The sequence below is a fragment of the Amorphoplanes digitatis genome, from assembly GCF_014205335.1.
Lineage (GTDB): Bacteria > Actinomycetota > Actinomycetes > Mycobacteriales > Micromonosporaceae > Actinoplanes > Actinoplanes digitatus.
Window position 1 is genome coordinate 7,519,855 of the sequence record NZ_JACHNH010000001.1, and the last position, 19,426, is coordinate 7,539,280.

Here is a 19,426-nt window from a genome sequence, read left to right on the forward strand (position 1 = left end):
CTTGCGGGTTACGCGGCCTGGAGGCCCTCGGCCCGGGCCAGCTCGCGCAGCCGGCCGAGCGCCTGGATCTCGAGCTGGCGGATCCGCTCGCGGGAGAGCGAGAAGCGCGACGCCACCTCGGTCAGCGAGTGCTCGCGACCGTCCTCGAGGCCGTAGCGGGCGCGCATGATGCCCGCCGACCGGTCGTCGAGGTGGTTCAGCAGGCCCTCGATGCGCTGACGCTCCAGCGCGGTCAGGACGATCTCCTCCGGCGACGGGGCGTCGCTGTCGGCGACCAGGTCGCCGAGGTTCGTGTCGCCGTCGTCGCCCACCGGGGTGTCCAGCGAAACGGTGTCCTGTGCCCAGCGGGTCAGTTCGGTGACGCGCTCCACCGTCACGCCCAGTGCCGCGGCGACCTGCGCGGGCTCCGGGTCGGCGCCGAGCTCGCGGACGAGCTGGCGGGTGACGTTGCGCATCCGGTTGACGTCCTCGACCAGGTGCACGGGCAGGCGCACGGTGCGCTCCTGCTGGGCGATCGCCCGGCTGATCGCCTGGCGGACCCACCACGTGGCGTAGGTGGAGAACTTGTAGCCGCGCTCGTAGTCGAACTTCTCGACGGCGCGGACCAGGCCGGTGTTGCCCTCCTGGATGAGGTCGAGCATCGGCATGCCCGAGCGCACGTAGCGACGCGCGATCGACACGACGAGTCGCAGGTTCGCGCGGATGAAGAGATCCTTCGCCCGCTTGCCCTCGGTGGCCAGTCGCTCCAGTTCCTCCCGGCTCACGCCGCGACGGACCTCGCCGCTGTCGAGCAGGTGCTCGGCGTAGAGCCCGGCCTCGATTGCCTTCGAGAGGTCGACCTCCCGGGCGGCATCCAACAGCGGCGTCCGGGAGATCTCGTGCAGGTAGACTCCGACGAGGTCGCGCTCCTCGGCGACCTGGTCGGTCCGCATCACGGTGTTCTTCTCCACGTTGCCCACGGTCCCCTCGTTGCCTTCACTAACCCTGTTACGGGCAATACCTGCGTCCATCAGCCTTCCCCGTAACGTCCGCTGCTCGTGCATTGCGGTGCGGACACCTACATGAACAGAAGACGGCGTGTACTGATTCCGGCTGGTGGTTCGAAAGTGTCACGAATGTCTGAGTGTCACCTGAGAGCCGCATGCATACTTACTGAGGAAGGCCCTCTCAGAGGCATTCGGAGCCGCACCCGGCGTGGATGCGTCGATACACGCATACCCTTGCGCCTACTACATGACACCATCGGCCCCTCATTCGTCACAGCGACGGGCATCACGCGTCTCCCTGCGATGCTCGTCACTACCCAGTACGGCCGGGTAGCCAAATGGGTTCACATCCTGCATCGACAGGTTGTCGCCGGGCCTGAAGCAAATGCCACGGCAAAAGATCCCGCCGCTGCTCGGACCGGGACCAACTGCCACGATGCGCCACGACGAGCCGCAGTTCACTAGCCCGCCCGGGTGACACACGCATGGATGACGGCCGTTCGGATCGGCGCGGTGCACCCTTCGGCCCATCCTCGCGATGGTGAGCAAAAACACACGGCTAACGTGAGCCCTATGGAGCGCAGCGTGCTGGTTACGGGTGGGGTTGGCGGGCTCGGTGAGGCCGTCGTCGAGATACTGCGGGATCAGAACTGGCGGGTCGTGGCTCCCGTCCGGGCCGGCGCGGTCGGCCGGCTCGCCAAGGGCGCCGTCGGGATCGAGGCCGACCTGAGCGTGCCCGCGGACGTGCGGGCGGCCGTTGCCCTCGCGGCGGGTGAGCCGGACGCGCCGCTGCGCGCCGTGGTCAACCTGGTCGGCGGGTACGCGGGCGGCGGCCTCGTGCACGAGACGGCGATCGAGGACTTCGAGGCGGTCATCCGGGCGAACCTGCGCCCGACCTACCTGGTGACGGCGGCGGCGCTGCCGCATCTGGTTGACGCCGGCGGCGGCTCGGTGGTGTGCGTCTCGTCCCGCGCGGCCGTGGCCCCGTTCGCCGGCGCGGCCGGTTACGCGACCGCCAAGGCCGCGGTGCTGGCCTTCGCCAACGCCGTCGCGGTCGAGTACCGAAAGAGCGGTGTGCGTTGCAACACAGTGCTGCCGAGCGTGATCGATACCCCCGCAAACCGGGCCGGGCAGCCGGACGCGGACTTCTCGCGCTGGGTCGCGCCGGCCGACATCGCCCAGGTGATCGCCTTCCTGGCCGGCGACGGATCGAAGCCGACGAGCGGCGCGACGGTACCCGTCTACGGCCGAGCGTGAGCGGGCGTCAGAAGCCCTCGGCCAGCTGGTAGGTCAGCGCCGACGCCGCCGCGAGCGTCGCGCCGGCCAGGAGCAGCATGCGGCCGTGTGACACGAGCGCCGCGGCCGGACCGCGGCGCCCGACGGGTACCCGCGCCGTCGGGACCGCAACGGCCGGCGGCGGCGTGGTCAGGTAGCCGATCAGGGCCGCGCCCACCTCGGCCGGGGTGCCGTTCGCATCGATCACCACGAAGTCCGGGCGCTCCGGCAGCGCCTCGTAGGCGGCCGACGCCGCCCGCAGGTAGGCCATCTCCTCGTGGTCGTAGCCGCGCCGCTCGATCCGGTCGTACGCGATCGCCGGGTCGACCGCGAGCAGGAACGTCACGTCCGGCTTCGGGAAGACCCGGTAGGCGAGCCGGGCCCGGCGCTCGGCGCGGTTGAGCCGGCCGGGGCGGGGGGTCTTGGCGTGCGCGCGGATGCTGGCGTACTGGCAGACCGCGTACCTGTCCATGATCGAGATCTCGCCGGTGATCCGGCGGCGCAGAAGGGTCCGCAGGATGGCGAGCCAGCGCAGCACCGACTCGACGAAGAGCATGGCCCGGCGGCCGAGCAGATGCTCGCCGTCCATGCGGCCGAGGGCGACGGCGAGCCGGCCGAACCAGCGGCGTCCGCCGGCGTTGCGCCGGTAGGTCGCGGGCAGGCCGCGGGCGGCCAGCGCCGTCGCCAGCTGGTGCGCCTGGGTCGTCTTTCCGGACCCGTCGATGCCGACGAGCGCCACCGTGCGCAGACGGCCGCCGCCGGAACGGGACACCGGGAGGGAATCAAGGTCAGGGACCATACCCACCAACGGTACCTGTGGGAGTCACGGACGGTTCGGGCGTGGACGAGGCTGTCCGCGTACAAAATGGGGTCAAGCAGTTTATTTTGACCTTGGCACCGCGTGCTGCTCGGGGTGTGAGGGGTCGACCGCTCGGGTAGTCGCTGGAGTGGCAAACGCACACCGAGGACTCAGGGGGACCGCATGCCGCACCGGGTGGATGAGGGCCTGGTCAACACGCTCAAACGGGTGGCCTCTGTCCTGAAGCAGGCGGAGATCCCGTTCGCGCTCGGCGGCAGCTTCGCGGTGTACGCGCACGGCGGCCACTCCAGCGACCACGACGTCGACTTTCTGATCCGCGAGAAGGACAAGCCGCGTGCGCTCGAGGAGCTGTCCGCGGTCGGCTTCGAGGTGCAGCAGCCGCCCGAGGACTGGCTGGTCAAGGTCTACGACGAGGGCCGGATGGTGGATCTGATCTACCGGCCGGTCGAGTCGCCGGTGACCGACGCGACCCTGCGCGACACCGTGATGCGCCCCGTCGAGGCGATCAACATGCCCGTGCTCTCGGCGACCCAATTGATGATCCACAAGCTGCTCAGCTACACCCAGCATTACTGCGACTTCGCCACCGGACTGCCCGTCGCCCGCTCGCTGCGCGAGCAGATCGACTGGGACCGGGTACGCGCGGAGACCACGAGATCACCGTACGCGGAGGCGTTCCTCGTCCTGCTGGACCGCCTCGACGTGGTCGCGTTGCCGGGGGACGCCGACCTGACAGTAGGGGGATGAGATGGCACCACAGCTCGACGAATACCTGGAGGCGGAGATCCAGCGCCTGCTCACCGAGAGCGGGGCGATCGCCGAACAGGGCATCACCCTGCAACGCCGCGAACACGTGCTGGTGCTCGGCGGCGAGGTGGAGAGCGCGCGGCGCCGCGACGAGATCTGCCGGCTGATCGCCACCAGCTTCCCGGACGTGGAGATCGCCTGCGACATCGGCATCATCCGCGCCGCGGCACCCACCGAGGTGGAGGAGATTTCATGATCCGGATCGCGGCGGTGGGCGACGTCCACGTGGACAAGGACGTGCTGGGCCGCTACCGGCCCGCGCTGGAGGAGTTGCCGGGTGTCGCCGACGCGCTGCTGATCGCCGGTGACCTGACCCGGCACGGCACGGTCGAGGAGGCCCAGTGCATGGCGACGGAGTTCGGTGACCTCGGCGTGCCGGTCATCGTCGTGCTCGGCAACCACGACCACCAGAGCGACCAGGAGGCTCAGGTCACCGACGTGCTGCGGGACGCGGGCATGACCGTGCTCGAGGGCGACGGCACCGTGCTCGAACTGCACGGACACCGGCTCGGCATCGCCGGGGCCAAGGGCTTCGGCGGCGGCTTCGCCGGTGCCTGCGCGAGCTCGTTCGGCGAGCGGGAGATGAAGGACTTCGTCGGCACCACCGAGGCGAGCGCCGAGCGGCTCGGCGCCGCGCTGCGCGGACTCGACTGCGACGCGCTGGTGGCGCTGACCCACTACTCCCCCGTGCCGGAGACCCTGGCCGGTGAGCCGCTGGAGATCTATCCGTTCCTGGGCTCGTACCTGCTCGGGCAGGCCATCGACTCGGCGCCGACCGCGCTGGCCCTGCACGGGCACGCGCACCACGGCACCGAGCGGGGGCGCACGCCCGGCGGCGTGCCGGTCCGCAACGTGTCGCACCCCGTGATCAAGCAGGCGTACAACGTGTACCAACTGCTCTCCGGCGACGTCGATGCCGGCCTCGTGGCCGTCTGATCCGGTCGAGGTTTTCGATTCGAGCGCCCGGGGTATCCGACCTGCATGTCACTGTTGCTCTGGATCCTCGCAGTCATTCTCGTGGTCGCCGGCGTCCTCGCGCTCTTTCGGCGGCAGATTCTCTGGGGTGTCGTCCTGATTATCGTCGGGCTGCTTGTCGGTCCCGGCGGTGTCAGCATCTTCACCTGATCGGTAGCCAAACACTCACGACCCGGGGCCGCGCATTCGCGCGGCCCCGGGTCTCTGCGTGTAGCGGAGCGCACACGACGTGCGTTGTCCCACATCGGACCTATGGCTCAATCCTCTGCGTCCTGTTCCCGACATTTCGCGAGGGTGTGACGCAGTGGCCGAGGTCCATCACTTCACCTACGGAGCATTCAATCCGGTCGCGGCCTACCTGGTCGCGGTCCTCGGCTCCTTCCTCGGACTGCTGTCCACCGGCCGTGCCCGCAGCGCCCGCTCCCGCGGCCGCCGCAACCGCTGGTTGATCATCGCCGCGTTCGCGATCGGCGGTGCGGCCATCTGGCTCATGCACTTCACCGCGATGCTGGGCTTCGACGTGCCCGAGAGCCCGGTGCGCTACAACCCGCTGCTCACCATGGTCAGCCTCGGGCTGGCGGTGGTCGCCGTCGGCCTCGGCCTGCTGGTGGTCGGCCACGGCCGGCGCAGCGTCGTGAAGACCATGATCGCCGGCGTCCTGACCGGCGCCGGGGTGCTGGCGATGCACTACACCGGCATGATCGGCCTGCACGTGTCCGGCCGGATCCATTTCGACCCCCCGCTGGTCGCCGCCTCCGGCGTCATCGCCGTCGCCGCGTCCACCGCCGCGCTGTGGTTCGCCGTCTCGGTACGCGGCTGGCGCCCGATGATCGGCGCCGCCTCGATCATGGGCCTGGCCGTCTGCGGGATGCACTACACCGGCATGGCCGCCATGTCAGTCGAACTCAGCACCAAGGTGTCCACCTCGGTGAGCGGCATCCGGCCACTGCTGATGATCGTGCCGATCACCCTGATCAGCGCGGCCACGATCCTCGGCGTCGCGCTCAGCGCGCTACAGGCGATGACCGAGGAGGAGTTCACCGAGGGCGACGGCAAGCCGCACCGCGGCATGCACGCCGAGAACCCCTGGTCGCTCAAGCAGGCGTCGATGTCGGCGATGCGGCGGGCGCCCGGCAGCCGCCCGTCGCCGGGCGTGCGGCCCTCGCCGCGGCCGGTTCCGCCGCGGGCCAAGCCGCTGACGGACGAACCTTTGCTCGACGTGCCTTCCTGACCGGCGCACACGGAGCGCCTCCGTCCGGTATACCTGTTCGGCATGGCGCCAAGGATGCTGCTGACGATGCCGTTGCACGCGATCACCGAGGTCTACGGCGAGGCCGGGCTCCGCGAACGGTTCGCCCTCGAGCTCCAGGAGCTGCCGCCCGCCGACCGGCGGCAGCTCGAGGAGGCGCTGGAGCTGGCGGCCCGGCTGCACGCCGAGGACCGCCGCGTCCGGGAGCCGTACCTCAACCACCTGCTGCGGGTGGCGATCCGGATCATGAGGTATTACGGGATCCACGACGTGGACGTGCTGACGGCGGCGTTGCTGCACGACGCCGTCGAGGACCACCCGGCGGAGCTGGCCGGCCTGCCCGCGTCGCTCGGGCACCAGGTGCTGACGGACGCCGCCGTCGCCGAGCTGGCCCGCCGGTTCAACCCCCGGACGGCCGAGCTGGTGCGCTCGGTCACCAACCCGGAGTACGACCCCGAGTACGACCGGCACGAGCAGTACCGGGCGCACGTCGCGGACAGCCTCGAGCGCGACCCGTGGGCCCGGGTCATCAAGGTTTCCGACTTCACCGACAACGGCGTCGGGGTCATTCACACCACATACGACAAGGCCCGCAGCTCCGCGATCAAGTACCGGCCGCTGGTGCCGAAGCTGCGCGAGCTGGTCGGACGCCCGGACACCCCGCTCTCGGTCGCCGCCAAGGACCACATCCTGGACCAGCTCGATTTAGCAGAGGAGCGGTTCGCCGCGATTCTCGACGGATAGCGCGACTAGCCTGGGTGCCATGCCGTCCCGTACAGACAACTGGTGGCGCAGCGCCGTCATCTACCAGATCTATCCGCGCTCGTTCGCCGACAGCAACGGCGACGGGATGGGCGATCTGCCGGGCATCACGGCACGCCTGAGCGACCTCCGCCACCTCGGCGTCGACGCCGTCTGGCTCTCGCCGTTCTACCCGTCGCCGCAGCACGACGCCGGGTACGACGTTGCCGACTACCGCGCCGTCGATCCGCTCTTCGGCGACCTCGGCGACGCCGACAAGATGATCAGCGAGGCTCACGCGCTCGGGCTCAAGGTCATCATCGACCTGGTGCCCAACCACACCTCGAACGAGCACGCCTGGTTCACCGCCGCGCTGGCCGCCGGACCGGGCAGCCCCGAGCGGGAGGCATACATCTTCCGCGACGGGCGCGGGCCGGACGGCAGCGAGCCGCCCAACGACTGGCACAGCGTCTTCGGCGGCCCGGCGTGGGAGCGCGTCCCCGACGGCCAGTGGTACCTGCACCTGTTCGACGTCTCCCAGCCCGACCTCAACTGGGGCAGCGGGAAGGTCCGCGCCGAGTTCGAGGCGATCCTGCGCTTCTGGCTCGACCGCGGCGTCGACGGCTTCCGGGTCGACGTGGCGCACGGCCTGATCAAGGACGCCACCCTGGCCGACTGGCAGTACGCCGGCGTGATCCTCGGCGGGCTCGCGCCCGAGGGCGCCCCGCCGCCGCCGATGTGGGACCAGGACGGCGTGCACGAGGTCTACCAGCGGTGGCGCACGGTCCTCGACGAGTACCCCGGCGAGCGCATCCTGGTGGCCGAGGCCTGGGTGCAGCCGGCCGAGCGGCTGGCCCGCTACGTACGCCCGGACGAGATGCACCAGGCCTTCAACTTCGAATACCTGGACGCGCCCTGGTCCGCCGACCCGCTGCGCCGGATCATCGGCTCCACCATGGCCGCGAACGCCGCGGTCGGCGCGCCCACCACCTGGGTGCTCTCCAACCACGACGTGGTGCGGCACGCGACCCGGCTGGGCTACCCGGTCGGTGAGCCGCGCCGGCACGGCATCGGCGCCGGCGACCCGCAGCCCGACGCCGGCCTGGGGCTGCGCCGGGCCCGGGCGGCCACGCTACAGATGCTCGGACTGCCCGGCTCCGCGTACCTCTACCAGGGCGAGGAGCTGGGGCTGCCCGAGGCGACCGAGATTCCGGACGAGTTCCGGCAGGATCCGGCCTGGGAGCGGTCGGGGCACGCCGAGCGCGGTCGCGACGGCTGCCGGGTGCCGATCCCGTGGGAGGCCGACGCGCCCTCGTACGGCTTCGGCCCGTCGGACGCGAGCTGGCTGCCGCAGCCTGCGACCTGGGCCGAGTACGCCCTGGACCGCCAGCGGGACGTCGCCGGCTCCACCTACGAGCTGTACCGCTCCGCGCTGCGCCTGCGTGCCGGGCACGGCCTCGGCGCCGGGGCGCTGACCTGGGTGGACACCCCGGCCGACGTGCTGGCGTACCGCAACGGCGACCTGCTGGTGTTGACCAACTACGGCACCGCGCCGGCCGAGCTGCCGCTCAACGCCCGGGTCCAGCTCTCCAGCGAGCCGCTGGCCGCCGACGGTCGCGTACCGCAGGACGTCACGGTGTGGGCGCGGGTCTGATCCTCGCCTCCGCCTCCTGCTCCGCCCGGTAGGTGGCCAGGGCGGCGTGGGTGTCCGCCATGTCCCGGGCCACCGTCCGGCTGGCCAGCCAGTACATGACGCCGGTCGGCACGAAGAAGAACTGGAACGCGGCCAGGCCGACTGCGTAGTTCAGCGGTGGCGGGAAGGCGCCGGACAGGCCCCGGAACGCCACCGCGATCAGCACGTTGCCGCCGGCCCGGCCGAAGCCGTTTACCAGGTTGCCGAGGCTGTAGACGGTGCCGCGATGCTCCGGCGGGTTCACGTCCGCGATGAGCGCGAACCAGTTCGGCGAGTTCGCCGAGGTCAGCGCGAGGGCGAAGATGGCGGTGGCCAGGCTGAGCCCGACGGTCGGCTCGGTGTAGACGTTGCGCAGGATCGCGCCCACCACGGCACCCGTACTGCCACCGTCCGGCACGTCGATGTGGAACGGCACGAAGAACAGCACCACGTAGAACGGCACCGCGGCCAGGACGCCGACGGCCGCGACCAGGGCCCGGCCCCGGGGCGTGCGGCGTTGCAGCCGGTCGCCGACGAGGCCGCCGAGGATCGACAGCGCGCCGCCGAGCTGGAACATCGTGGCGAAGACGCTGCCCACGATCACCGCGGTCGGCGCCGAGTAGCCCTGGTCCTCGGCGCGGGCCCGGAACAGCACCGGCAGCCAGACCAGCGAGCCGAAGGCCACCTGCGCGGAGAAGCCCTGGAGGATCAGCCAGACGTTGGTGCGCCGGGCCAGGATCCGCGGCAGGTCGTCGCGGTGGATCCGCTCCTCGTAGTGCACGCCCCGCAGCTCCGGCTGGCTGTCGCCGCGCGGGACGTCGTAGGTCAGCAGGTAGGCCAGGGTGGCGATCAGGCCCGCAACGGCGACGACCAGGAACGGCCGCCGCCAGTCGGTCGAGCCGAGCAGGCCGCCGATCAACGTCCCGGCGAGCGTGCCGATGCCCTGCGACAGCCCCCAGAAGCTCATCACCAGGCCACGGCGGCGCGGCGAGATCAGGTCGCTGACCACGGAGAAGCTGACGCTGGCCACGCCGCCCAGGCCGATCGCCGCGAGCACCTGCGACAGCAGGAACGACGAGTAGCTGCCGGCCAGGCCTGACCAGGCGGTGCCCAGGACCCAGATCACCGTGCCGGCGATCAGCACCGGCTTGCGGTTGGTGCGGTCGCCCGCGTACGCCCAGCCGATCGCCGCCACCGCGCTGATCAGGAACATCACCGTGGTGGCAAGCGCGATCCGCCCCTCGCCGACGCCGAGCTCCTTGCCGATGTCGCGGTACAGCGGCGGGACGAGGCCGATCGCGACGTTGTCCAGGGACGCGAGGATGACGAAGACGACAACGCTGTACGCGCGATGTGCCGGTCCTCCCCGCAAGCTCACGCGGACGAGGTTAGCGGGATACCTTGTCGATCACCGCTTCCCGGGCCGAAGCGTATTGCTCCCGGATCAGCGGGACGCTGTCGTCCTCGTATATCTCGGGTGGCTCCGCGGACCAGGCCGGCGGCGCGTCGCCGCCCCGGGCGACCCAGGCGGCCTGGCGGGCGGCCCCGTCCGCGACGTACTCGCCCGGCGGCGGCACCAGCACCGGCAGGCCGAACAGCGCCGGCGCGATCCGGCGGACCGCCTCGCTGCGCGCGCCGCCGCCGACCAGCACGATGCGGTTGGCCGTCGCACCGCACGCGACCAGGGCGTCCAGGCCGTCGGCGAGCGCGCAGAGCATGCCCTCGACCGCCGCCCGGGCCAGGTGCGCCGGGTCCGAGGTGCGCAAGGTGAGGCCGTGGATGGCACCCGTGGCGTTCGGCCGGTTCGGTGTCCGCTCGCCCTCCAGGTACGGGATCAGCACCAGGCCGTCCGCGCCGGCGGGCGCGGACAGCGCGAGCCGGGACAGCTCCTCGTGATCGACGCCGAGCAGCCGGGTCGCCGCGTCGAGCACCCGGGCCGCGTTGAGCGTGACGACGATCGGCAGGAACCGGCCGGTCGTGTCGGCGAAGCCGGAGACGGCGCCGCTCGGATCGTCCGGCGCGACGTCGGAGGAGACGAAGACGGTGCCGGAGGTGCCGATGGAGATCACCACGTCGCCCGGCAGCGCGCCCGCGCCGAGGCCGGCCGCGGCGTTGTCGCCGGCGCCCGGGCCGAGCGGCGCGCCGTTCGGCAGGGTGCCGGCGATGCCGGTCGGCCCGAGCACCTGCGGCACCCGGATCCGCCGGCCGAAGCCCAGTTCGAGCAGTTCGTGACGGTACTCGTCGGCGGCGGCCGACCAGTAGAGGGTGCCGCTGGCGTCGCTGCGGTCGGTGCGCAGGCCCTCCAGTCCGTGCGCGCCGGACAGCTTCCAGGTCAGCCAGTCGTGCGGCAGGCAGACCGCCGCCACCCGGGCGGCGTTCTCCGGCTCGTTGCGGGCCAGCCACCGCAGCTTGGTCAGCGTGAAGCTCGCGACCGGGACGATGCCGACGGCGTCGACCCAGGCCCGGCGGCCCTTGTCGCCGCCGCCGAGCTCCTCGATCAGGTCGGCGGCCGCGCCGGCGCTGCGGGTGTCGTTCCACAGCAGCGCCGGGCGCACCACCTCGCCGTGCTCGTCCAGGACCACCATGCCGTGCTGCTGGCCGGCGACCGACGCGGCGGCGACGTCGTCCAGGCCGCCCGCCTCGTCGATCGCCTGCCGCAGCGCGGTCCACCAGGCGTCGGGATGTACCTCTGTGCCGTCGGGGTGGCCGGCCCGCCCCTGCCGGATCAGCTTGCCGGTCTCGGCGTCACGGATGACCACCTTGCAGGACTGGGTGGAGGAATCGATCCCGGCTACCAGCGTCATGGGTTCACCTTCCCGTTCGGAGTCAGTTCGCGCGCAGCAGGTGATCGATGGCGAGCTGGTGCAACCTCACGAAGTGGTAGCCCTGTGCGCCGGCCGCGTCGACGTCGTAGTCCTCGAAGGAGCCGCGGTCGTCGAGCAGGTCGGTGTAGGTCTCGCCGGGTGCCAGCGTCGGGGTGGAGAGCTCGAGGACCTTGCTGGCCGCCAGCGCCTCCTGCACCGCCGGGTCGGCGCGGAACGCCTGCGCCCGCTCCTTGAGCAGCAGGTACATCCGCATGTTGGCCTCGGCCGAGTGCCAGACGCCGGTGTAGTCCTCGGTGCGCGAGGGCTTGTAGTCGAAGTGCCGGGGGCCCTCGTAGGTCGGCCCGCCACCCGGTCCGCCGTTCTCCAGCAGGTCGACGAGCGAGAACGCGTTGAGCAGGTCGCCGTGGCCGAAGACCAGGTCCTGGTCGAACTTGGGGCCGTGCTGGCCGTTGAGGTCGATGTGGAACAGCTTGCCGTGCCACAGCGCCTGGGCGATGCCGTGCGTGAAGTTGAGGTTCGACATCTGCTCGTGGCCGACCTCGGGGTTGATGCCGAACAGCTCCGGGCGCTCGAGGTCGTGCACGAAGGCGATGGCGTGGCCGGCCGTGGGCAGCAGGATGTCGCCGCGGGGCTCGTTGGGCTTGGGCTCGATGGCGAAGCGCAGCCCGTAGCCGCGGTCCTCGGAGTACTGCGCGAGCAGGTTGAGTGCCTCGCGGTAGCGGTCGAGGGCGGCGTGGATGTCCTTGGCGGCGTCGTACTCGGCGCCCTCGCGGCCGCCCCAGAGCACCAGGGTCTCGGCGCCCAGCTCGGCGGCCAGGTCCATGTTGCGCAGCACCTTGCGCAGCGCGTAGCGGCGCACGCCGCGGTCGTTGCTGGTGAAGCCGCCGTCCTTGAAGACCGGGTGGGTGAACAGGTTGGTGGTCACCATCGGCACCACCATGCCCGTCTCGTCCAGGGCCTTCTTGAAGGCGGCGATGATGCCGTCGCGGCTCTGCGCGTCGGAGCCGAACGGCACGAGGTCGTCGTCGTGGAACGTGATGCCGTAGGCGCCGAGCTCGGAGAGCTTGTGCACGGCCTCGATCGGGTCGAGCGGGCCCCGGGTGGCCTCGCCGAACGGGTCCCGGGCCTGCCATCCGACGGTCCAGAGACCGAAGGAGAACTTGTCGTCGCGGGTGGGCTGGACCGACACGGTTACCTCCACGTAACAGCGTTGATTTGTTTATTGGTTGAATTATTTGAGCGGCGTGTGGCATTGTCAAGGGTGTGACGGGTCGGCTGATGAGTGCGACGGGTTCGCCGGTCCGGCAATCGAGCGTGCGGGCACATAATCTCGCGCTCGTTCTGCAAACCGTGGCGAACAACACAAACCCGATATCTCGGGCATCCGTGGCCGCGGCCACCGGGCTGACCCGGGCCACCGTCTCCGCGCTCGTCGACGACCTCGTCACCGGCGCGCTGCTCACCGAGGTCGATCCCGCGCCGCGCAGCGGCGCCGGGCGGCCCGCGGTCGGGCTGACCCTCGCACCCGACGGCCCGGCCGGGCTCGGGCTGGAGATCAACGTCGACTACCGGGCCGCCTGCGTGGTCGACCTGGCCGGCGCGCTCCGGCACCGCCTCGTCGAGGCCGGCGATCAGCGCCTGACCGATCCCGGCACCGCCCTCGCCGCGCTCGGCCGGCTCGCGGCCCGGGCGCGGGCGCTGGCCGAGGCGGACGGGCTCACCGTCGCCGGCGCGGCCCTGGCCGTGCCGGGCCTGGTCACGGCCGACGGGGTCGTCCGGATCGCACCCAACCTCGGCTGGCAGGACGTCGCCGTCGGCGACCTGCTCGGCGACCTGCCGGTCGCGGTCGACAACGAGGCGAACCTGGCCGCGCTCAGCGAGCTCGGCACCGCCGATCCGCCACGCGACTTCGTCTACATCTCCGGCGAGATCGGCATCGGCGCCGGCATCGTGCTGGACGGCGCGCTCTACCGCGGCACCCGGGGCTGGAGCGGCGAGATCGGCCACATCCCGATCAACCCCGACGGCCCGGCCTGCCGCTGCGGCTCCCGCGGCTGCCTCGAGCAGTACGCCGGCCAGGAGGCGGTGCTGCGCGCCGCCGGCGTGACCGGCGTCGAGGAGCTGGCGCGCGCCGCGGCCGGCGGCGGAACCGCCGCGCTGAGCGCGCTGAGCGCGCTGAGCGCCGCCGGCGGCGCGCTGGGCACGGCGGTGGCCGCGGTGGTCAACCTGCTCGACGTGAAGACCATCGTGCTCGGCGGCAGCTACGCCTCGCTGGTGCCCTGGCTGCGCGAACCGATCGCGGCCGAGGCCGGCCGGCGGGTGCTCACCGCGGCCTGGTCGCCGGTGCTGCTGCGCGCCGCGACGTTCGGCCCCGACGCCGCGATGCGGGGCGCGGCCGGTTCGGTCATCCGCGGGCTGCTCGACGACCCCGCCGCGTGGCTCGCCCGCCGGCAGTGACCACTCAGGCCGTACGGGCGGCCGCGGGGGGATCGGCGGCCGCGGCGAACTCGGTCAGGCCGCGCACCAGCGCCGCGCGGCCCGCGGGGGTCATCCGCTCCAGCACCTCCGCGAGCAGGTCCCGGCGGGTGGCCCGCAGGCGCTCCAGGAGCTCCCGCGAGGACGGTGTCAGATACAGCGCGATCTCGCGCCGGTCGGCCCGGCCCGGCACCCGCTCGACCATGCCGGAGGCGACCAGGCGGTCGCAGAGGCGGCTCGCCGAGGAGAGGATCATCTTGAGCTCTGCGGCCAGGCCGCGCAGGTTGACACCCGGCTCGCGCTCGATCACCAGCAGGGCGTTCAGCTGGGACGAGGAGAGCCGGGGAGTCATCCGCTCGCGGGCGGCGTCCCACGCGGCCAGCAACGCGGGCGCGGCGTCGTCGACTGCCGCGGCACGCATCGGGTCCGGCTCCGCCGGCCCATGGTGTTCGGCCATGGTGCAGCAGAGACTACCCGTGATGGGGACACTGTCGAGGTGGTGAAGCCTTGTCCGACCGAATGATCGCCGCGCGGCGCGCCCTGACCGACGCGCCGGCCGACCGCATCGTCGAGTGCCTGGCGGAGGTCGTCGCCCGGGACTACGCCGTCGACATCGAGCTGCTGCTCGTCGACTACCGCCTGGCCGCGCTGCTGCCGCTGACCGGCGGCCCGCCGGTGCGCAACCCCGGCGAACCGGCCTGGCGCTCGTTCGACCACCAGTCCGAGGTCCGGGCCGGCGAGGTCGGCTACCTTCCGGTGACCGGGCGCGGGGAGCGCATGGGCGTGCTGCGCTGCGAACCCGGCCCCGACTCGCCGGACGCCCGGGGCGAGCTCGCCGAGATCGCCACGCTGCTCGCGCACGAGCTACAGGCGGCGGCCGCGGGCACCGACCGGTACGCGGCGGCGGCCCGCACCACCCGGCTCACGCTTGCCGCGGAGATGCAGTGGGAGCTGCTGCCGGGCCGCAGCCGGGTCCGGCCGTCGTTCAGCCTGGCCGGGCAGCTCGAGCCCTCGTACGCGGTCCGCGGCGACAGCTTCGACTGGGCGGAGCAGGACGGCCGCCTCTACCTGAGCGTGCTCAACGGCCACGGCGAGGGCACCAGCGCCGCGCTGCTCACCTCGCTGGCCACGTACGCGCTGCGCAACGCCCGCCGCGCCGGGCTGCCGCTTGCCGACCAGGCCTCCCTCGCCGACCAGGCGGTCTTCGCGCAGCACCGGGGCGACCGGTACGTGGAGACGCTGCTGCTGGAGCTGGACCTGCACTCCGGCGAGCTGCTGGCGGTCGACGCGGGGTCGCCGCGGATGATGCTGCTGCGCGACCGCGAGGTCCTGGACCAGCCGCTCGAGGCGCAGTTCCCGCTCGGCATGTTCGAGTCCTCGGACTACGCGCCGCAGCCCCTCGCCCTGCGCACCGGCGACCGGCTCTTCATCGTCAGCGACGGCGTGTTCGACGCCGCGACCGGCACCAGCCGCTACGGGGAGGCCGCCCTGCACCGCTTCGTGCGGCGGACCGGGTCGCTCGCGCCCCTGCAAGCGGTGCGCTCACTGCTCGGCGACCTGCGGGCGTTCGTCGGCGGCGACCTCGAGGACGACGCCGTGGCCGTCTGCCTGGACCTGACCGCCGCGGCCGGGTAACGAAACGGCCGCCGGACCCCTGAGGGATCCGGCGGCCGGGTGCTTCGTGGCGAACGTCAGCGCGCGGCGCCCGCGCGGGACGAGATCGCCTCGAGGAAGATCTCACCGATCTTCGCCGGGTCCTGCGCGATGAAGACGCCGCCCGAGCTCGTGGCCTTGGTGATGACCTCGAGCTCGTTGCGGTCGACACCGGGTCCGATGCCGATGATGACCATGCGCACCGGGCGCTTCGGGTCCGCGAGCTTCTTCAGCTCGTTGACCAGGGTCTTCTGGTTGATGCCGTCCTTGTTCTCGTTCTGCCCGTCGGTGAAGAGCAGCACCGAGTTGACCCGGCCGGCCTGCCAGGTGTCCTGCACGTTCTTGTACGCGGCCAGCGCGGTGTCGTAGAGACCCGTGCCGCCGTTCGGCTTCGGCCTGATCTTCTCGATCGACTCCTGGATCTCGGCCCGCTTCGACGTGAGCGGGCTGATCGGCACGATCTGCTTCCAGGGCTGCTTGCCGACCATCTCGGTCGAGAAGAGCCAGACGCCGACCGCCCACTTGTCGTCGAAGAGCGCGAGGCCCTGCGACGCCGCTGCGCGGGTCACCGTTGCGCGGTCCACGTTGCGGGCCGTCGGCACCTTGTCGAGCATCGAGCCCGACACGTCGAAGACGGCGAGCGCGCGGCCCGGCAGGGTGATGGCGGCCCAGCTGCCCAGCACCTGGTTGATCGAGCCGGCGTCGAGGCCCGCCGCGGCGGTGCCCTCGGTGCCGGTCGCGGGTGCCTCGGCGGGCGGGCTGGCCTGCGGCGCACCGACCGGGCCGGAGAAGCCGGCGCCGACCGTGCCGTCGGGGGCACGCAGGCCGACCGAGGCGAGCTGGTCCTTGAAGCTGGGCTGCTGGAGCGCCTCGCGCAGCCCGGTGGCGGCCGCGGACCTGGTCAGGTCGACCTCGGGCATGACCGCGAACGGGTAGTCCAGCGACGGGGTCTGGTCGAGGTAGAGCGCGGCGAGCTTCACCTGCGGACGCTCGGCGTTGTACGCGATCACGTCCTCCTCGGACAGCGGCGCGGCACTCACGGCGCTGGCGAGGTCGGCCGCGTCGAGCGACCGCGGGAACTTCTGCATGAGGTCGTCGCGCAGCGAGGAGCTGCCCGCCGCCAGGGCGCGCAGCGCACCCACCTGTGTCGCCTTCGCCTCTGGGCCGGCGCCGGCGGCGCCGCCCAGCGCGAGCAGACCGGCGAGGCCGGCCGAGTCGCGGGTCGGATCGACGATGCCGGTCCGCAGCGAGTTGCCGGTCGTCATCTGCTGGAGAAGGTCTTTCCAGGTCAGCTTCTTGTCGGGCCAGCCGACCTGCTGCGCGATGGGCTCGGGCATGGCGACCACGACGGGGCTCTTCGCGATCGACTTACCGTCGGTCGGCACGAAGCCGGACGCCTCCGACCGCAGACGCAGCAGCCAGGTCGACGAGTCCGCGATCCACACGTCCGGCAGGACGGCGGACTTGCCGCCGGAGCCGATGCCGGTGAGGGAGACGCCGTGCTTGGCCGCCACGGTCGAGGCCGTGGTAGCGGGGTTGACGCCGGACACGCTCACGGCGACACAGGTTCCGTTGACGTTGGCACCGCCGGCTGTCCACTGCTGGGCAGCTTGTTCCACGGCGGGAGCGATCTCGGTGGCGGCTGCGACGGTCAGCTTGATCTGACCTGTGCACCCGGCATCGGCGAGACTCTGATAGCCGAGCCAGGAACCGGCGAGGACGACCACGATCGCCATCGCAGATGCGACGACGCCGGCTCCCCTGAGACTGAAGTTTCTGCGATGGCGGCCTGACACGCGCTCCATACTGCGCATCTCCGGACCTGAATGCCATATACGTTCGGACGAAACTTACTCGGATTGGAAATTCCAGTTACCTAATTCACTTTGTGTAGCGAAGCACATCCAGGCAGTGTGCGGATCTTGGCGGGTTATGCCGGATTTAACCCTTAACGCCCCCAAGGCGCCCCCGTCCGCTATCGGTCATCCAATGACCTGGATACCGCTCCAGCGCAACAGGCACGTCGGACTGCCTTCGCCCACCGGCTCGCCCTGCGACTGCGGAATACCGGTGTCCGGGTCGATGCGGAAGATCGTGACGTTGTGTGAGCGCTCGTTCGCTACATAGAGATGGTCGCCGAGCAGAGCGATGTGCCGAGGCCAGACACCGCCGACGGCCACCTCGGCGACCAGCGTGCCGCCGCCGGGCTCCCACGAGAAGACCGAGACGGTGTCCGGGCCGCGGTTGGCCACGTAGACGAAGCGCCCGTCGCGACCGGCGGTCAGCTCCGACGGGTAGTTCGGCTTCCCGGCGCTCGTCGTCGCGCCGCCGGCCTGCAGCAGGCCGCCGTCGGCCGGGTCCGGGCGGTACCAGGTCAGCTCGCCGGCCAGCTCGCCGACCAGCAGCAGCGCGCCGTCGGCGGAGTGCAGCAGGTGGCGCGGGCCGGTGCCGGGCGTCGCGACGACGGCCGGGCCGGCCAGGACCAGCCGGCCGGAGATCGGGTCGAGGCGGGCACGCCACACCCGGTCCGAGCCGAGGTCGGAGATGAGCACGTCCGGGCCGTTCGGATCCGGCGCGACCATGTGCGGGTGCGGGCCCTCCTGGCGGTCCGCGACCGGGCCCCGGCCCTCCAGGTGGAGCAGGTCGCAGTGCTCACCCGGTACGCCGTCGGCGTCGAGCGGGAACACGGCGACGCTGCCGCCGGCGTAGTTGGTCACCAGCAGGTGCCGGGCGTCGGAGGCGACGGCGAGGTGGCACGGCGCCGCGCCGCCGGTGGACCGCACCGCAAGCGGGGTCAGGGAGGCCTCCGGTCCGACCGCGAACGCGCTCACCCGGCCGGCGGCCAGCTCGTTGGCCGCGTACAGCACCGGCAGGCGCGGGTGCTGGGCCAGAAAGGACGGCGAGGGTGTGCGGGCGACTACACCCAGCCGGGTCAGGTCGCCGGTGGCCGGATCGCGGCGCAGCAGCGCGATGCCCTCGCCCTCGCCACCGGTCTCGCCCGTGTAGCAGCCGACGAAGACGTACTCATCATTCGCGCCCATGCCCCGATCCAATCACGCGGAAGCGACGGCCGCGCGGACCCCCGTCCGACCCGCGCGACCGCCGCCCGCCTTGAGGTGCTCACTCGTTCAGCAGCTCGTAAGCGGCCTCCGTCGCCTTCTGCTGCTGGTCGGCCGCGGGTACCGCCGGCGCCGGCGCCTTGCCGAAGTCGCTGTAGGTCACCTCGTACCTGGAGGCCTTGAACTTCCCGGCCGCCGGGATCTTCACGACCGCGGAGGTCAGCCGGCCCTGGCCGTCGACGGTCGCCTCGAACGGCACCGCCCTGGCCCGCGCGCCGAGCGCCGCGAGCCGGTCCGGCTCGACGATCTCGAGATCGCCCTGCCGGGTGAGGTCGGTGGTGCCGGCGAACTCCCCCGCACCGGTCTGCCGGACCTCGACGATCGCCCGGAGCACCGCGCCGGCCTCGCCCGGGTCCGTCTCGCCGGCGTAGCCGAGCGGGATGTCGTCCTTGTTCTTGATCTTCGCCGGGTCGATCAGCATCCACTTCTTCGGCAGCTTCGGAAGCCCGAGGCCCTCGGCGTCGGTGAACTTCATCCTGATCCAGGTCTGCTCCTCGACGACCAGGAAGTCGGAGTGCAGCGTGAAGCCGAACTCCGGCTCCCGGTAGCGCAGGTCGATCCGGTAGCTGTGCCGGTCACCGTCGAAGGCGCCGGACGCCGACATCCCGCCGTCCTTGGCGGTGAAGCGGAAGCTGCCGCTGCTCACGTCCGGCAGCGACTTGAGCAGCGTCTCCCGTGGTCCGAGCGGCGCCGGCGAGCCGGACGCGGCCGGGCCCGGTGCGGCATCGGCGAGGCAGCCGCCGGTGGCGACGGCGCACGCCACGACAAGGGCGGCGAAGGCGGCCGGCCGAACTTTGCGAACATTCATCGACTCATCGCTTTCTCAGCG

General features: G+C 71.8%; 19 protein-coding genes. 10 read left to right on the forward strand and 9 right to left on the reverse strand.

The features are described 5' to 3' along the window. Positions 1-8 precede the first annotated feature (8 nt). Positions 9-1,010, reverse strand: coding sequence for a sigma-70 family RNA polymerase sigma factor (locus BJ971_RS33020; RefSeq protein WP_184997094.1), 1,002 nt, complete (start codon positions 1,008-1,010; stop codon positions 9-11). A 549-nt stretch (positions 1,011-1,559) separates the two neighbouring features. Between BJ971_RS33020 and BJ971_RS33025 the strand changes: the two genes are divergently transcribed. Then, the gene (locus tag BJ971_RS33025; RefSeq protein WP_184997096.1) at positions 1,560-2,243 is read left to right on the forward strand and encodes an SDR family NAD(P)-dependent oxidoreductase; all 684 of its coding nucleotides are present in this window, start codon (positions 1,560-1,562) and stop codon (positions 2,241-2,243) included. A 7-nt stretch (positions 2,244-2,250) separates the two neighbouring features. On the opposite strand, the gene BJ971_RS33030 is transcribed toward BJ971_RS33025, so the two are convergent. After that, positions 2,251-3,060, reverse strand: a complete 810-nt coding sequence (locus BJ971_RS33030; RefSeq protein ID WP_184997098.1) for a dTMP kinase — start codon at positions 3,058-3,060, stop codon at positions 2,251-2,253. 183 nt (positions 3,061-3,243) lie between these two features. On the opposite strand from BJ971_RS33030, the gene BJ971_RS33035 reads away from it, so the two are divergent. The 7 genes from BJ971_RS33035 to BJ971_RS33065 all read left to right on the forward strand — a co-directional run bounded on the left by BJ971_RS33035 (position 3,244) and on the right by BJ971_RS33065 (position 8,507). Beyond that, positions 3,244-3,828, forward strand: a complete 585-nt coding sequence (locus tag BJ971_RS33035; RefSeq protein WP_184997100.1) for a nucleotidyltransferase — start codon at positions 3,244-3,246, stop codon at positions 3,826-3,828. Position 3,829: 1 nt separating this feature from the next. Beyond that, positions 3,830-4,084, forward strand: a complete 255-nt coding sequence (locus tag BJ971_RS33040; protein WP_184997102.1) for a hypothetical protein — start codon at positions 3,830-3,832, stop codon at positions 4,082-4,084. After that, on the forward strand, positions 4,081-4,824 hold the full coding sequence (locus BJ971_RS33045) for a metallophosphoesterase family protein (RefSeq protein WP_184997104.1): 744 nt from the start codon (positions 4,081-4,083) through the stop codon (positions 4,822-4,824). Before BJ971_RS33040 ends, BJ971_RS33045 begins: the two co-directional genes overlap by 4 nt. Before the next feature lie 45 nt (positions 4,825-4,869). Next, complete coding sequence (locus tag BJ971_RS33050; RefSeq protein WP_184997106.1) at positions 4,870-5,013, forward strand: GPGG-motif small membrane protein; 144 nt, start codon at positions 4,870-4,872, stop codon at positions 5,011-5,013. Positions 5,014-5,167: 154 nt separating this feature from the next. Next, positions 5,168-6,094 carry an MHYT domain-containing protein gene (locus tag BJ971_RS33055; RefSeq protein ID WP_184997108.1) on the forward strand — a complete coding sequence of 309 codons (927 nt, stop codon included), beginning with the start codon at positions 5,168-5,170 and terminating at the stop codon, positions 6,092-6,094. A 42-nt stretch (positions 6,095-6,136) separates the two neighbouring features. Continuing rightward, positions 6,137-6,856 (forward strand): HD domain-containing protein, encoded by a 720-nt coding sequence (locus BJ971_RS33060; protein ID WP_184997110.1) that lies wholly within the window; start codon positions 6,137-6,139, stop codon positions 6,854-6,856. 19 nt (positions 6,857-6,875) lie between these two features. Then, positions 6,876-8,507: a glycoside hydrolase family 13 protein gene (locus BJ971_RS33065; RefSeq protein WP_184997112.1), complete on the forward strand. Its 1,632-nt coding sequence runs from the start codon at positions 6,876-6,878 to the stop codon at positions 8,505-8,507. On the opposite strand, the gene BJ971_RS33070 is transcribed toward BJ971_RS33065, so the two are convergent. From BJ971_RS33070 to xylA, 3 genes are read right to left on the reverse strand one after another with little or no spacing between them, the layout of a single operon-like run. Next, complete coding sequence (locus BJ971_RS33070) at positions 8,485-9,903, reverse strand: MFS transporter (protein WP_184997114.1); 1,419 nt, start codon at positions 9,901-9,903, stop codon at positions 8,485-8,487. The two genes, BJ971_RS33065 and BJ971_RS33070, sit on opposite strands and share 23 nt — an antisense overlap. Before the next feature lie 10 nt (positions 9,904-9,913). Continuing rightward, positions 9,914-11,329 (reverse strand): xylulokinase, encoded by a 1,416-nt coding sequence (gene xylB / locus BJ971_RS33075; RefSeq protein WP_184997116.1) that lies wholly within the window; start codon positions 11,327-11,329, stop codon positions 9,914-9,916. 22 nt (positions 11,330-11,351) lie between these two features. Beyond that, positions 11,352-12,539, reverse strand: coding sequence for a xylose isomerase (gene xylA / locus BJ971_RS33080; RefSeq protein WP_184997118.1), 1,188 nt, complete (start codon positions 12,537-12,539; stop codon positions 11,352-11,354). A 197-nt stretch (positions 12,540-12,736) separates the two neighbouring features. On the opposite strand from xylA, the gene BJ971_RS33085 reads away from it, so the two are divergent. After that, complete coding sequence (locus BJ971_RS33085) at positions 12,737-13,807, forward strand: ROK family protein (protein WP_377885511.1); 1,071 nt, start codon at positions 12,737-12,739, stop codon at positions 13,805-13,807. A gap of 4 nt (positions 13,808-13,811) precedes the next feature. Here BJ971_RS33085 and BJ971_RS33090 read toward each other — a convergent pair whose 3' ends face one another. Beyond that, positions 13,812-14,282: a MarR family winged helix-turn-helix transcriptional regulator gene (locus BJ971_RS33090; RefSeq protein WP_184997122.1), complete on the reverse strand. Its 471-nt coding sequence runs from the start codon at positions 14,280-14,282 to the stop codon at positions 13,812-13,814. 50 nt (positions 14,283-14,332) lie between these two features. Between BJ971_RS33090 and BJ971_RS33095 the strand changes: the two genes are divergently transcribed. Further along, positions 14,333-15,460, forward strand: a complete 1,128-nt coding sequence (locus BJ971_RS33095) for a PP2C family protein-serine/threonine phosphatase (protein WP_239087834.1) — start codon at positions 14,333-14,335, stop codon at positions 15,458-15,460. Positions 15,461-15,516: 56 nt separating this feature from the next. Here BJ971_RS33095 and BJ971_RS33100 read toward each other — a convergent pair whose 3' ends face one another. The 3 genes from BJ971_RS33100 to BJ971_RS33110 all read right to left on the reverse strand — a co-directional run bounded on the left by BJ971_RS33100 (position 15,517) and on the right by BJ971_RS33110 (position 19,405). Next, positions 15,517-17,214 (reverse strand): substrate-binding domain-containing protein, encoded by a 1,698-nt coding sequence (locus BJ971_RS33100; protein ID WP_184997124.1) that lies wholly within the window; start codon positions 17,212-17,214, stop codon positions 15,517-15,519. Positions 17,215-17,460: 246 nt separating this feature from the next. Then, positions 17,461-18,519 carry a lactonase family protein gene (locus tag BJ971_RS33105; protein ID WP_184997126.1) on the reverse strand — a complete coding sequence of 353 codons (1,059 nt, stop codon included), beginning with the start codon at positions 18,517-18,519 and terminating at the stop codon, positions 17,461-17,463. Positions 18,520-18,598: 79 nt separating this feature from the next. Next, the gene (locus tag BJ971_RS33110) at positions 18,599-19,405 is read right to left on the reverse strand and encodes a hypothetical protein (RefSeq protein ID WP_184997128.1); all 807 of its coding nucleotides are present in this window, start codon (positions 19,403-19,405) and stop codon (positions 18,599-18,601) included. Positions 19,406-19,426 lie beyond the last annotated feature (21 nt).

What these genes read in the sequence shown, in the direction of transcription:
- BJ971_RS33065 (WP_184997112.1), top strand. Translation starts at nt 6,876, where the DNA reads ATGCCGTCCCGTACAGACAACTGGTGGCGCAGCGCCGTCATCTACCAG.
- BJ971_RS33090 (WP_184997122.1), bottom strand. Translation starts at nt 14,282, where the DNA reads ATGGCCGAACACCATGGGCCGGCGGAGCCGGACCCGATGCGTGCCGCG.
- BJ971_RS33050 (WP_184997106.1), top strand. Translation starts at nt 4,870, where the DNA reads ATGTCACTGTTGCTCTGGATCCTCGCAGTCATTCTCGTGGTCGCCGGC.
- BJ971_RS33035 (WP_184997100.1), top strand. Translation starts at nt 3,244, where the DNA reads ATGCCGCACCGGGTGGATGAGGGCCTGGTCAACACGCTCAAACGGGTG.
- xylB (WP_184997116.1), bottom strand. Translation starts at nt 11,329, where the DNA reads ATGACGCTGGTAGCCGGGATCGATTCCTCCACCCAGTCCTGCAAGGTG.
- BJ971_RS33025 (WP_184997096.1), top strand. Translation starts at nt 1,560, where the DNA reads ATGGAGCGCAGCGTGCTGGTTACGGGTGGGGTTGGCGGGCTCGGTGAG.
- BJ971_RS33100 (WP_184997124.1), bottom strand. Translation starts at nt 17,214, where the DNA reads ATGGCGATCGTGGTCGTCCTCGCCGGTTCCTGGCTCGGCTATCAGAGT.
- BJ971_RS33060 (WP_184997110.1), top strand. Translation starts at nt 6,137, where the DNA reads ATGGCGCCAAGGATGCTGCTGACGATGCCGTTGCACGCGATCACCGAG.
- BJ971_RS33105 (WP_184997126.1), bottom strand. Translation starts at nt 18,519, where the DNA reads ATGGGCGCGAATGATGAGTACGTCTTCGTCGGCTGCTACACGGGCGAG.
- BJ971_RS33020 (WP_184997094.1), bottom strand. Translation starts at nt 1,010, where the DNA reads ATGGACGCAGGTATTGCCCGTAACAGGGTTAGTGAAGGCAACGAGGGG.
- BJ971_RS33030 (WP_184997098.1), bottom strand. Translation starts at nt 3,060, where the DNA reads ATGGTCCCTGACCTTGATTCCCTCCCGGTGTCCCGTTCCGGCGGCGGC.
- BJ971_RS33045 (WP_184997104.1), top strand. Translation starts at nt 4,081, where the DNA reads ATGATCCGGATCGCGGCGGTGGGCGACGTCCACGTGGACAAGGACGTG.
- BJ971_RS33110 (WP_184997128.1), bottom strand. Translation starts at nt 19,405, where the DNA reads ATGAATGTTCGCAAAGTTCGGCCGGCCGCCTTCGCCGCCCTTGTCGTG.
- BJ971_RS33040 (WP_184997102.1), top strand. Translation starts at nt 3,830, where the DNA reads ATGGCACCACAGCTCGACGAATACCTGGAGGCGGAGATCCAGCGCCTG.